The sequence below is a fragment of the Nonomuraea deserti genome, from assembly GCF_004348685.1.
GTDB classification, from domain to species: domain Bacteria; phylum Actinomycetota; class Actinomycetes; order Streptosporangiales; family Streptosporangiaceae; genus Nonomuraea; species Nonomuraea deserti.
The window spans coordinates 1-12,786 of the sequence record NZ_SMKO01000253.1 but is presented as its reverse complement, the minus strand read 5'-3'; the positions used below and the strand labels follow the sequence as shown (position 1 = coordinate 12,786).

Here is a 12,786-nt window from a genome sequence, read left to right as displayed (position 1 = left end):
GGCGGGCGGATGAGCAGAAGGATGTACGCCGGCTTCGCTCCGCCGGAGGAGGCGGCCCCCGGCGGCGCCCGCGAGGATCGACGGTATGACGATCGGCCTGCTGCTCACCCTCGCCGCCCTCGCGGTCATCGACAGCACCAGCTTCGGCACCCTCGGCATCCCCGTCTACCTGCTGCTCGCCTCGGACCGGTCGCGGGTGTCGCGGCTGCTGATCTATCTGGCCACCGTGGCGGCCTTCTATTTCCTGGTCGGGGTCGCGCTCATGCTGGGGCTGTCCACGGCGATGGACACCTTCGGCGACGTGCTGCGCAGCGGCCCCGCCTACTGGGTGCAGCTCGCGCTGGGCGTCGGGTTGTTCGCGCTCAGCTTCAGGTTCGACCCGAAGCGGCGCGCGAAGCTCGGCAAGCCGGAGCGCCGGTTCGAGCCGCGGGTGGGCGGGCCGCGCACGATGGTGCTGCTGGGGCTGACGGCCGGAGTGCTCGAAGTGGCCACGATGGTGCCGTACCTGGCCGCGATCGGCATCATGACGACCTCAGGGCTGGCGACCGGGCAGTGGGGGCCGTTGCTGGCGGCGTACGTAATGGTGATGATCATGCCGCCGCTGGTGCTCATGGGGGTGCGCGGCGTCGCGGGTGCGTGGCTGGAGCCCAAGCTGGAGCGGCTACGGGCGTGGCTGACCAAACATGCGGCCTCGGCCCTGAGCTGGGGGCTGGCGATCGTGGGTTTCCTGCTGGCGCGGGACGCGGCGGTGTTCCTGTTCTTCCGGTGACCCCGGCCGCGCGGGCCGGACAGCCCCGCCGGCCGGGTCCTGGCCGGGCAGCTCGAAGGCGGTTCTCCAGGCACCTTTAGGATCGAACACCTGGGGGTGATCTGTCATGTTGCGGGCGTTTCTGAGGACGGAAGCGGGCAGCACGACCGTGCTGCTCGGCGCCACCGTGCTCGCCCTGCTGTGGGCGAACTCGCCGTGGGGCGACACGTACGAGGCCTTCTGGCACATACCGACAGGCATCTCCTTCAATGACGCGCTGTTCTCCCTCGACCTGCGCCACTGGGTCAACGACGGCCTGATGGCGGTCTTCTTCTTCCTCATCGGCCTCGAGGTGTCGTACGAGGTGCGGCTCGGGCAGCTGCGCGACCGCCGGCTCCTCGCCGTGCCGGCCGTGGCGGCGTTGGGCGGGATCCTCGTACCGGCCGGGATCTACCTCCTGCTGAACTTCGGCGGGCCCGGTGCCGTCGGCTGGGGCGTGCCGATCGCCACCGACACCGCGTTCGTGCTGGGCGTGCTCGCCGTCGTGGGGGCCCGCTGCCCCGATCCGCTGCGGGCGTTCCTGATGACGCTGGCCATCGTCGACGACGTGCTGGCGATCCTGGTCATCGCGCTGTTCTACACGGACAGCCTGTCCGTTCCCGCGCTCCTCACCGCGTTCGGGCTGCTCGCCGCCATCCTGACCCTGCGGAAGCTGAAGATCTGGCGGGCGCCCGCCTACATCGTGCTGGGCTTCGGGCTCTGGGTGGCCACGCTGGAGAGCGGGATCCATCCCACGCTGGTTGGCATCGCGCTGGGGGTCCTGGTCTTCGTCTACGCGCCCACCGACCAGAAGCTGCTGCTCGCCGGCGAGGCCGTGCAGTCGTTCACCAGCTCACCGAGCGCCCGGGCCGCCAGGGAGGCCATGCTGCGGGTGCAGCGGGCCGTCTCCGTCAACGAGCGCCTGCGGCTGCGGCTGCAGCCGTGGAGCTCGTACGTGATCGTGCCGGTCTTCGCGCTGGCCAACGCCGGGGTGGTGCTGGACGGCGAGGCCCTGCGGGCCGCCGTCACCTCGCCCGTGTCGATCGGTGTGACGCTGGGGCTGCTGCTGGGCAAGTTCGTCGGCATCTCGCTGGGCACGTGGGTGCCGCTGCGGTTCGGATGGGGCATCCTGCCGGGCAACCTGGTCTGGGGGCAGTTGTTCGGCGGCGCGGCGGTCTCCGGGATCGGCTTCACCGTCTCCCTGTTCATCGTGGACCTGGCGTTCGACGACCACCCGGGCATCCAGTCCCAGGCGAAGATCGGGATCCTGGCGGGGTCGCTGCTGTCCGCGGTCATGGGGTGGTTGATCTTCAAGCTGGCGTGGGACCGCGGCGGGGTGTGCGCGCCGCCCGACGCGGAGCCCGAGGAGGAGCTGCCTGAGCTGCTCTCCGTACCCGTCGGGCCCGGCGACCACGTGCGCGGGCCGGCGAAGGCCGGCGTGACGATCGTGGAGTACGGCGACTTCGAGTGCCCCTACTGCGGCCGGCTCCACCCGGTGCTGGAGGAGCTGCGCCGGAAGAACCCGGACGTGCGGGTGGTGTTCCGGCACTTCCCGCTGCGCACGCTGCATCCGCGGGCCGCCCCGGCGGCGGTCGTGGCCGAGTCCGCGCACGACGCGGGCCGGTTCTGGGAGATGCACGACATCCTCTTCGACAACCAGCGCTTCCTCACCGACGCCGACCTCGAGCACTACGCCGCCCAGCTCGACGTGCGGCCGTGGACCGACGTGCCCCGCCACACCGCCAGGATCGCCGCCGACGAAGGCTCCGGCCGGGACAGCGGCGTGCGCGGCACCCCCACCCTCTTCCTCAACGGCGTGCGCTATCAAGGCGCCCTGGATCTCGGCTCCATCAGCAAGGCGGTGGACGAGGCCCGCCGATCCACTACCGTCGAGGAGATCCCGCAACCTCCGGAGATGACCTAATGCTCAATGTGATCACCATCATCTTCCCCCTCGTCATGATCGTCGTGCTGGTGGGCGGCGTCATCGTGACGGCGGTGAACCGGCGGGCCCATGGGCGCGGTGCGACGCTGGGCATGGCGGGTTGCGCCGTCCTGCTCGTGGGAGTGCTGATCAACGTCGTCCTCGGATTCATCGCCCCCCAGTTGTACGACGCCCTGGGTGCGGGCGGCGCCGCCATGCTCATCAGCGCCATCGGAATGATCTTCAACGCGACCGGCACGGGCCTGCTGATCGCGGGCGTGATCGCCCGGCGCGACCCGCAGCAGCCGCAGTCCCCGCACTACCCGCAGCCCGGCCAGGCGCAGGGCTGGCAGCAGCCGTACCCCCAGCAGCAGCCCCAGCAGCCGCCGCAGCAGGGCTGGCAGCAGCCGCCCTACGGCGGCCAGGGCTAGCGGCCGCCGGCGCCCTGTCGCGCGGGCTTCCGTCGTGTCGTAGAGACGGGATATCCCCCCAAGTGTGACAATGTGGGCGTAACTCACACGTGCGTGGGGGGATCATGACGCGAGAGCAGCCCGACCGGCAGGAACCTGATCCCAACCGGACGATCAGGCACCGGTTCCCTCACCCTTCCCCGCCGCCCGCCCCGCCAGGGCAGGGCCCGCCGGAGTCGCCTTACACGCAGCGCCTGCCCTACACGCCGGACATGCTGCCCGACGTGCCCGTCTACGAGTCCAGGCCGCCGAGATCCGGGTGGTGGTGGGTGATCGTGGCCGGCGGGCTGGTGCTGCTGATCGGGGCGGTGGCCGTGGCGGCGGTGTTGTGGGTGCGGGGCAACGCCGACGCCCAGCCGCGGGCCCTCCAGGCGGAGACCGTCCTCACGAGCGCGTGAGGTCCGTGACGCGGTCCGTCACCGCGCCACCGGGTCCGGCGTCTCCGCCTGCCAGCAGTGCGTCCAGCGGCCCTCCCCCAGTTCCGTACGTCCCGGCGCCTCGCTCGAGCACACCGGCAGCGCCACCGTGCAGCGCGGATGGAAGCGGCACCCGCCGGGCGGGGCGATGAGGCTGGGCGGCTCGCCGTGCCGGGTCGCGTCGGGCGGGGTCACCCGGTCGGGGTCGGGCGCCGACTCCAGCAGCAGCCGCGTGTACGGGTGCCGGGGCGACTGGGTGAGCGCCTCGCTGGGCCCGCTCTCGATGAGCCGGCCCGCGTACATCACCGTGATGTCCTCGGCGAAGTAGCGCGCGCTGGCGATGTCGTGCGTGATGTACAGCAGCGCCAGCCCGCTCTCCTTGGCCAGCTCCTCCAGCAGCCGCAGAACCCCGAGCCTGATCGACACGTCCAGCATCGACACGGGCTCGTCGGCGATCAGCGCGACCGGCTGGACGGCCAGCGCCCGCGCGATCGCCACCCGCTGCCGCTGCCCGCCGGACAGCTCGTGGGGCAGCTTGTCCATGAACTGCTCCACCGGCGTGAGGCTGACGCGTTCGAGCAGTTCGGCCACCATCGTGCGCTCCTGCTCGTCCGAGCGGGCGTGCCCGTGGATGCGCAGCGGCCTGGCCAGGTGGTAGCGCACCCGGTGGAAGGGGTTCAGCGAGGAGAACGGGTCCTGGAAGATGAGCTGCACCTGGCGCCGGTAGTCGCGGAACGCCGCCCCGCGATGCGCGCGCACCGGCTCGCCGCGCAGCAGCAGGTCGCCCGACGTGGCCGGATAGACCTGCGCGAGCAGCCTGGCCACCGTGCTCTTGCCGCAGCCGCTCTCCCCCACGAGCGCCGACACCGAGCCGGCGCGCAGGGCGATCGACACGTCCTCCACGGCACGCACGGGCGGCCGCCTCCCCAGCCGCCCCCGAGGGCCACGGGCCGAGGTGAAGTGCTTGGTGAGGTTCCGCCCCTCAAGAACGATCATGATGCTTCCTCCACACCGCGGCCGCCGTTCAGCAGGCACGCCACCTCGCCGTCCGAGCCGTCCGCGCCGTCCGCGCCGTCCGCGCCGCGCGTCAGCAGGGGCAGCCGCGTGGAGCACTCCTCCATGGCCCGCCCGCAGCGCGGGTGGAAGGCGCAACCCGGCGGCAACGAACGCAGGTCGGGTGGGGTGCCGGGGATGCCGAGCAGCTCCTCGCGGGGCCCGTGCAGGCGGGGGAACGAGCGGAGCAGGCCCAGCGTGTACGGGTGCCGAGGCGTCCTGTGCAGCGCCTCGGCGGTGCCGGTCTCGACGACGCGGCCCGCGTACATGATGGCGATCCTGTCGGAGATCTCCATGAGCAGCGACAGGTCGTGCGTGATGAACACGACCGCGAAGCCGTACTCCTCCCTGAGCGCCCTGATCTCGTGGAGGATGTCGCGCTGCACCACCACGTCGAGCGCCGTCGTCGGCTCGTCCATGATGATGACCTCGGGGTTGAGGGCGAGCGCGATCGCGATGGCGGCGCGCTGCCGCATGCCGCCCGACAGCTCGTGCGGGTACGACCGCCGCCGGTCGGCGCTGATGCCGACGCGCTGCAGCAGTTCGACGGCCCGCTCCGCCCGGTCCTTGCGGGACATCTTGGGGGCGTGGATGCGCAGCACGTCGTCGATCTGGGCGCCGACGGTGCTGACCGGGTTGAGCGAGTTCATGGCGCTCTGGAAGACGACGGCCAGTTCCTTCCAGCGGAAGGCGCGCAGCTCGTCCCGCTTGAGGGCGAGCACGTCGACGGCGGTGCCGTCCTGGCGGTGGTAGACCACCGAGCCTGAGGTGATCGCGGCGGGCGGGCGCAGCAGCCGGGCGACGGCGTTGGCCAGCGTGGACTTGCCGCTGCCGCTCTCCCCCGCGAGGCCGAGGATCTCGCCCCGCCGCAGGTCGAGCGAGACGTCGGCGACGGCGTGCACGGCGCCGGTCTGTGACAGGTAGTCGACGCCGAGGTCGCGGATCTCCAGGACGTTCATGTACGGGCCTTCCGGACCTTGACCTTGACCGTGCGCAGGCGGGGGTTGGCGATCTCGTCGATGCCGAAGTTCACGAGCGCGAGGCCGGTGCCGATGAGCGCGATGCACAACCCCGGCGGGATGAACCACCACCATGCCCCGATGAGCAGCGCCTGCCCGTTCTGGGCGAAGTAGAGCATGCTGCCCCAGCTGACCGTGGACAGGTCGGCCAGGCCGAGGAACGACAGCCCGGCCTCGGCCAGGATCGCGGCGACCACGGTGGCCAGGAAGCTGGTGGCGATGACGGGCAGCAGCACGGGCATGATCTCGAAGAAGATGATCCGCAGCGGCCCCTCGCCGCTGGCCCTGGCCGCCTGGACGAAGTCGCGCCGCCGTACCGAGAGGGTCTGGGCGCGCAGCACGCGGGCGCCCCACGCCCAGCCGGTGACCGCGATCACCACCGCCACGGAGCCGACACCACGCTGCGGCAGGTAGCCGGCCAGCACGATGATCAGCGGGAGGGCGGGCAGCACCAGGAAGATGTTGGTGAGCACGGAGAGCACCTCGTCCACCGCGCCGCCGAAATAGCCGCCGACGAGGCCGACCAGGATCGCGAGCAGGTTGGCGATGACGGCCGACAACACGCCGACGCCCATCGAGATGCGGGCCCCGTACACGATCTGGGTGAGGATGTCCTGGCCGGTCTGCGTGGTGCCGAGCCAGTGCTCGGCCGACGGGCCCTGGAGCCCGTCCTCGCTGGTGGCGGCGGGGTCGGCGCCGATGAGCAGCGGGCCGACCAGGGCCATCAGCGCGAAGAAGACGAGGATGCCGAAGCCGATCTTGATCTTCATTCGGACTCCTGCCTGGTTCGCGGGTCGAGCACGACGTACGCCAGGTCGGCCAGGAAGTTGGCGACGAGCACGGCCAGTGAGATGACGAGGAAGATGCCCTGCATGAGCGGGAAGTCCTCGTTCTCCACGCCCTTGAGGAGCATCGACCCGATCCCCGGGTACGAGAACACGATCTCCGTCAGCACCGACCCGCCCACCACGAAGCCGAGCGAGAGGGCGAAGCTGGTGATGTTGGGCAGGATCGCGTTGCGGGCCGCGTACGCCCACATGACCCGCCGCGAGGTGAGCCCCTTCGCCTCGGCCATGACCACGTAGTCCTCGCCCAGCGTGGTCACCATGACGTTGCGCATGCCGAGGATGCGGTCGGCCATCGACGCGATCACGATCGTGATGGCGGGCAGCGCCGCGTGGTAGAGCACGCTCGCCGCGAACTCGCCGGTCATGCCGGGCATCACGTCCAGCCCGTACGCTCTCGACACGGGGAACCACTGCAGGGTCACGCCGAAGACGAACACCAGCGCCAGCGCCACCCAGAAGTACGGGACCGCGTGCATGAACGTGGCCGCGGGCAGCACCCCGTCGAGCCAGGTGCCGCGCTTCCACGCCATGAGCACGCCCAGCGAGGTCCCGATGAGGTAGCTGATCAGGGTGGCCACGCCGACGAGCGCGACCGTCCACGGCAGGCTGTCGGCGATGACCGTGGACACCTCGGTGGGGAAGAAGGTGATCGAGCGGCCCAGCTCGCCGCGCGCGAGGTTGCCGAGGTAGTCGAGGTACTGCTGCCAGAGGCTCGCGTCGCTGATGCCGAACGCGCGCCGCATCGCGTCGATGGCCTCCGGTTCGACGTTGCCCTTCATCCTGGCCACCAGCAGTTCCACCGGATCCCCCGGCATGAGCCGGGGGATCAGGAAGTTGAGCGTGATGGCGGCCCAGGCCGTCAGGAGGTAGAAGCCGAGCCGCCGGGCCAGGAACCTCACTTGGCGGCCGGCTTCAGATGCAGCAGCACCACGGCCGCGTCGGGCGAGGTGTAGGGCGACGGCATCGCGTACGGGTCCTGCTCGGACGGCCAGCCGACGTACTTGTTGGTGCGGTACTGCGCCCAGGACGGGCTGTAGAACAGCGGCAGCGTGGGCAGCTTCTCCACCATGATCTTGCCGAGCCCCTGCGTGGCCTTCTGCTGCTCGGCCTCGTCCTCGGTGGCGGCGTACTCCTCGATCAGCCGGTCGGTCTCGGCGTCCTTCCAGCGCTGGTAGTTGCCGGTCGCGGACTCGCCGACGGGCTCGGCCAGGCCGCCGAAGAGCATCGAGCGCATCTGGTAGTAGGGGGTCGGCCCGGCCGCGGTGGCCCTGATCGACAGCTCGTAGTTGCCCTTGCCGACCTTGGACACCCAGTCCTGGAACGCCACGCCCCTGGTGTCGACGGTGATGCCGACCTTGGCCAGGTCCTCGCGGATGAGCTGGGCGGCGTTGACCCAGTCGGTGAACGGCGAGGGCACCAGCAGCGTGAACTTCAGCTTGGCCGGATCGATGCCCTTCAGCAGCTCCTTGGCCTTGGCCAGGTCCACCTTGAACGCGGCGTCCTTGTACTCGGGCGGCACGTACGCCTCCCCGCCCGGCATCGGCACGCCGGTCGGATGCGCGACCTTGGTGTAGCCGCGCTCGGCCACCCGGACGATCTTGTCGCGGTCGACGGCGAGGCTGATGGCCTGGCGCACCTCCGGCTTGGACAGGATCGGATGGGTCAGGTTGGGCAGCAGCGTCACCACGCCCTCGGGCGGGAAGAAGAACTTGTTCTGTTCCGGCTTGCCCTGCACGTAGATCTTCTGGATGTCCGGCACGAACGCGCCCGCCCAGTCGACCTCGCCCTGCTGGAGCGCCGTCTGGACGGCGTTGGCGGTGTACGCGGGGAAGCGCAGCACCGGCACCTCGGGCTTGCCCGGCTGCCAGTAGGACGGGTTCTTGACCATCTCGTACAGCTGGGCCGAGAACTTCGACAGCGTGTAGGGGCCGGTGCCGACCGGCTTGGGGTTGGTGAAGGTGACCGGGTCCTTCTGCTTCTCCCACAGGTGCTTGGGCACGATCGGCGAGTTGCCGGCGATGTTGAACAGCTTGGCGTACGACGTGTTCTCGAAGTCGATCCGCACCTTGTCCGGCGCCAGCGCCTCGGTGCCGGTGATCTCCAGCGCGTTCCTGTTGAGCTCCGGGTTGTCCTTGAGCATCTGGAACGTGTAGGCGACGTCGTCGGCGGTGAACGGCTTCCCGTCGGACCACTTCACGCCCTGTCGAAGGGTGAACGTGACCGACTTGCCCTTGTCAGACCACTCGTGCTTCAGCGCCAGCCACGGCGTGATCTCGCCGGGCATGAGCTTGTTGAAGTACATGAGGGTCTCGTGGATCATCCCGCTCGTCCCGAAGTTCACGCCTTCGAGGTGGTACGGGTTGAAGTCCTCCTGGAACGTGCCCGCGTCCACGGCGTGGATGATCAGCGGCGGGGCTTTCTCACCTCCGCCGCTCCCGCCGGTGCCGCCGCCGGAACAGCCGGCGAGGGCGAGGGCGGCGAGCACCGCCAGCAGACGTTTCACAGGGGGCCTGATCATTGGGGGGCTGCCTTTCCGAAATACTTCGTCCGGAGGACGCGCGAACCCTTCGGGGCGGCGAACGCCTGCGCGCGGCCGAATCCGGCTGGTGCACCGCGCACGACGGTCAGCGCGCGGTAGTAGTCGACGTAGGGGAAGCCGTAGGTCTCGCCCCTGGCGTAGGCGTAGCCGGTGATGGCCTGCGACCAGATCTCGTACGCCTCCTCGCCCAGTTCGACGAACACGTCGGGGGCGTAACCCTCGGCGTCCTCCCAGTTGTCGGCGTAGTAGAGCTCGGCGGCCCAGTAGGCGGGCCGCTCGCGTTCGAGGGTCTTCAGCCCGCCGTAGAAGCGGGCGTCCTCGACGATGCGATGGGTACGAGCGTGATCCTTATGGATGGACGCGGACCAATGGGTCAGGATGACGTCCGGCCGCAGCTCTCTGATCTGGTCGCCGACGCGCATCTTGACCTCGTCGTCCTCGGGCAGCAGGCCGTCCTCGTAGTCGAGGAAGCGCACGCCGGCGCCGATCCGCTCGGCGAACGTCTCGGCCTCCTCGCGCTTCTGCTTGGCGTAGTCGGCCACGGACATGCGGGGATGGCCGCGCTCGCCGAGCGTCAGGTGCAGCAGCGTCGCGCGGTCGCCGCGCAGGACGTGCTGGGCGAGCACGGCGCCCGCGGTCAGGTCGAGGTCGCCCGCGTGGGCGCCGATGGCCAGGACGTGCGTCATGCTTCTCGCCTCATCACGTGGAACCGCCTGGTGATCTCGTAACCGGCCTTGGTGTAGAGGTGGCCGGCGGGGCTGGTCTCGCCGGTCCACAGGAACCACGACGAGTGGAGCCCTTCGGCCCGCATCATCGTCATGGTGAGATGGAGCAGGATCTTGCCGAGGCCGGTGCCTCGTTGCCCCGGATCGACGCCGAAGGGACCGAACCGCTCGGGGATGCCGCGGTAGGCCGCGTAGAGGGCGAAGCCCACGATGTCGTCTTTTTTCGCGATGACAATGCGTTCGGGGTCGCGGTGGTGGCGGATCGCCTCACCCCAGTCGGGGTTGAAGGCGTCGGCCGCGAACCGGATCAGCTCCGGCAGCTCGCCCTCGGTGGGGCTGCGGAAGACGTACCCCTCGCTCTCGCGCCTGGCGCGCAGCTCGTGCACGTCGTCCGGGGTCACGTAGCCGACGAGCGTGCGGTCCATCGCGACCGGCGAGTACAACGTACGGAAGCCCAGCGCCTCCAGCAGCCGGAAGCCTGCGGGGTAGAGCTCAGGGTCGGCGCCCGGCAGCACGTAGTTCGGCGTATAGGACGAAAAATCCACCCTCGTCCGGCCGACGCCCTCCAGGAACGCCAGCGCCTCCCCCACCAGCCGCCGCCCCAGCCCGCCGCCGCGGTGCTCGGGCGTGACGAAGAAGAACGGGATCCAGCCGGTCTCCGGCTCCAGATCGGTGCCAGGGGCCAGGGGCGTCAGCCTGCGGACGGCGTACGCGCAGCCCGCCACCCGCCCGTCCACCACGGCCACCCGCAGACCCTCGGGGTCGAAGTTCGGGTCGAGCAGCACGCAGTCGCGCAACCATCCGGAGGTGGTGGGATCTCCTGGCATGCTCTGGTTCCAGGCGTCCACCAGGGGGCGCTCGTCGCCGGGCGCGAACGCGCGGACAGTCACCATGGGGGTCCTTTCACGCTGCTGCTGTCCCGCCACAGCTTTCCCAGTGTTAACCGCCCAGGTCAAGCAATGTAGGAAGAAATTTTCCATCTGGCAGTAAATGTGGAAAATTAGTTTCGCGTGCGGTATCTATGGATGGTTGCGCATCCGCCCCAGGTGTCCCGCCCGCGCCGGACCCGGGAGCCTGGCTGCCGGATTCCCTGAGCAGGTCGCGGACGCGCCCGTGGACGAGCAGGCCTGCGCGAGTGCCGCATCGACCTCGGCCGCCTGCGTGCGTCCGAGGGCCCGAGCCTCGGGACCCGCCTCGCCGCGCTCTCCGGCGTCCCTGGTGCTGCGCGTGGCGGCGCCGGCGTGCGCACCGCCCTCCTGGGGGCCGCGCCGGCCCGACGACGCGCGCTCGCGCCCGCCTCCCGCACGGCCGCACGGTGGCCCAGGCGCGCTGTGAGGAGTGCGTGCTGGAAGGGCGGCGCCCCTCCAGCACGCTCCTCCGCCGGACGGGCAACCCCCTGTCCGCCGGCGGGCTTCAGATCCCGCGATCAGCCCCGCGCGCCCGCGAACGGGCACCCCGGCAGCCGGTCCACGACGCGTGCTCCCTCCGCGCCGCCGGCTATTTCAGCCCCGCGAGAAACGTCCTGGCCAGTCGCGTCACGGCCGATCTGGCGGCGTCGGACTCGAAGACCGGCTCCTGGTAACCGTCGGCCTCGACGATGCCGCCGCCGGCCGTCGTGCCCCTGAAGGTGAACTCGACCGTGCGCTCGCCGGTCAGGACCTCGACCAGGATCTCCTGCCTCGGCTCCGCGTCCTCCTCGCCCGGCTTGGTCGTCGTGGACACCACGGCGAACGCCTTCTCGCCGAGCCCTGAGAGCTCCTCGCGGGGCCCGTACGTGGTGTGGCTGACCGTGTCGCCGATGCCGCCCTTGGCGCGGTAGCGGTCGTACTTCCTGGCATCACGATCGAACTGGAACCCCGACCCGCTGCCGCCGCCGTCCTGCCAGTCGACGACGTGGATGTGCAGTTCACCGCCCCGGGAGGTGTACTCCTGCCCCGGCTCGTGCTTCACCGCCTCCACGATCTTCCAGGCGCAGGTGGTCTGCTTGATGCGGCCGTCGTTCTCGCCCACGGACGGCCCGGTGACGGTGGGGAAGAACGCCTCCTCGACGTCCTCGGTGGACAGGATCGCGCACGGCCCGCTGGCGTCGACCTTGGAGGCGTCCTTGGCCATCTCCGCGGTGACGCGCTCGGCGACCTTGCCGGCCGCGGCGCGTACCTCGTCACCCGACGGGTATTTCCGGCCGGTCCGGTTGCTGCCGCCGTACTTCACCTTGATCAGCCACGGCCCCTCCCGGACGTACACCTCGGCCGAGAGGCCGCTGTGCCCGATCGAGCTCTGACTGTACGACGCGTCGCCGTACGCCAGCTTGGTGGTCTCCCCGAACGCCGAACCCGAGCTCCTCCCGTCGATCCGCTGCCCGTCCCGGACGTTGACCCGCCGCTCGTGGGTCTTCCTGTCCTGCTCGAACTGGTCCTTGGCGTACTCGAGCGCGTTCTGGCTCTCGGTGCTCCTGGCCCGGACGGAGATGCTCAGGCTGCGATGGCCGATGACGCCGGCGCCGACGTCCATCTTGTTGTTGCGCCACTCGCAGCTCGCCTGCTTGTCCGTTTCCGTGGCGGCCCCCGTGGACGCGTCCTTCCCGCCGTACTTGCCGTCGGTGACGAGGTCCTTGCGGAAGGCGTCGGAGATGGCGTCACACAGCTGCGCCCCGGTGATCGGCCGCAGTTTCACCACCTCGGCGGCCGGCGTCGCCGAGGGTGTCCGCACCAGCCTTGGCCGCTTGCCGGAATAGTCCGTTGGCGGTCCGGGTCCGTCGCCGAACTGCTGGAGGAGCAGCCACCCTCCGGCCGCCCCGCCGATCAGGACGACGGCGAGCACGGCGACGATGGCGATCAGCGGTCCCTTCCCGCCGCCACCACGCCGCGGCGGCTGCCACCGCCCTCGAGGACCACCCGGCCCTCCGGGACCATAAGGCCCTCCAGGACCACCGGGCCCTCCATGCCCTCCAGGACCGGCATGCCCTCCAGGACCGGCATGCCACCCAGGACCGCCCCGCCACCCCC

Annotated in this window: 12 protein-coding genes; 4 read left to right on the top strand and 8 right to left on the bottom strand. The window is 70.4% G+C overall.

The features are described 5' to 3' along the window. Positions 1-85: 85 nt before the first annotated feature. The 4 genes from E1292_RS45900 to E1292_RS45885 all read left to right on the top strand — a co-directional run bounded on the left by E1292_RS45900 (position 86) and on the right by E1292_RS45885 (position 3,579). Positions 86-769 carry a GAP family protein gene (locus E1292_RS45900; RefSeq protein ID WP_132606089.1) on the top strand — a complete coding sequence of 228 codons (684 nt, stop codon included), beginning with the start codon at positions 86-88 and terminating at the stop codon, positions 767-769. 106 nt (positions 770-875) lie between these two features. Next, complete coding sequence (gene nhaA / locus E1292_RS45895; protein ID WP_132606088.1) at positions 876-2,711, top strand: Na+/H+ antiporter NhaA; 1,836 nt, start codon at positions 876-878, stop codon at positions 2,709-2,711. A gap of 8 nt (positions 2,712-2,719) precedes the next feature. Continuing rightward, positions 2,720-3,142 (top strand): hypothetical protein, encoded by a 423-nt coding sequence (locus E1292_RS52410; protein ID WP_181958406.1) that lies wholly within the window; start codon positions 2,720-2,722, stop codon positions 3,140-3,142. Positions 3,143-3,246: 104 nt separating this feature from the next. Then, positions 3,247-3,579: a hypothetical protein gene (locus E1292_RS45885; protein ID WP_132606087.1), complete on the top strand. Its 333-nt coding sequence runs from the start codon at positions 3,247-3,249 to the stop codon at positions 3,577-3,579. A gap of 18 nt (positions 3,580-3,597) precedes the next feature. On the opposite strand, the gene E1292_RS45880 is transcribed toward E1292_RS45885, so the two are convergent. The 8 genes from E1292_RS45880 to E1292_RS45845 form a co-directional block, all read right to left on the bottom strand. Continuing rightward, a complete protein-coding gene (locus E1292_RS45880; protein ID WP_132606086.1) occupies positions 3,598-4,593 on the bottom strand; it encodes an ABC transporter ATP-binding protein in 996 nt (331 codons plus the stop codon). After that, the gene (locus E1292_RS45875) at positions 4,590-5,609 is read right to left on the bottom strand and encodes an ABC transporter ATP-binding protein (RefSeq protein ID WP_132606085.1); all 1,020 of its coding nucleotides are present in this window, start codon (positions 5,607-5,609) and stop codon (positions 4,590-4,592) included. The genes E1292_RS45880 and E1292_RS45875 overlap by 4 nt, the downstream gene beginning before the upstream one ends. Then, positions 5,606-6,439, bottom strand: a complete 834-nt coding sequence (locus E1292_RS45870; protein WP_132606084.1) for an ABC transporter permease — start codon at positions 6,437-6,439, stop codon at positions 5,606-5,608. The genes E1292_RS45875 and E1292_RS45870 overlap by 4 nt, the downstream gene beginning before the upstream one ends. Then, a complete protein-coding gene (locus E1292_RS45865; RefSeq protein WP_132606083.1) occupies positions 6,436-7,416 on the bottom strand; it encodes an ABC transporter permease in 981 nt (326 codons plus the stop codon). Before E1292_RS45865 ends, E1292_RS45870 begins: the two co-directional genes overlap by 4 nt. Beyond that, positions 7,413-9,020, bottom strand: coding sequence for an ABC transporter substrate-binding protein (locus E1292_RS45860; protein WP_165975095.1), 1,608 nt, complete (start codon positions 9,018-9,020; stop codon positions 7,413-7,415). The genes E1292_RS45865 and E1292_RS45860 overlap by 4 nt, the downstream gene beginning before the upstream one ends. Positions 9,021-9,031: 11 nt before the next feature. Beyond that, on the bottom strand, positions 9,032-9,742 hold the full coding sequence (locus E1292_RS45855) for a PIG-L deacetylase family protein (protein WP_132606081.1): 711 nt from the start codon (positions 9,740-9,742) through the stop codon (positions 9,032-9,034). Further along, positions 9,739-10,674, bottom strand: coding sequence for a GNAT family N-acetyltransferase (locus tag E1292_RS45850; protein ID WP_132606080.1), 936 nt, complete (start codon positions 10,672-10,674; stop codon positions 9,739-9,741). The genes E1292_RS45855 and E1292_RS45850 overlap by 4 nt, the downstream gene beginning before the upstream one ends. A 604-nt stretch (positions 10,675-11,278) precedes the next feature. Then, positions 11,279-12,601 (bottom strand): hypothetical protein, encoded by a 1,323-nt coding sequence (locus E1292_RS45845; RefSeq protein ID WP_165975094.1) that lies wholly within the window; start codon positions 12,599-12,601, stop codon positions 11,279-11,281. Positions 12,602-12,786: the final 185 nt, after the last annotated feature.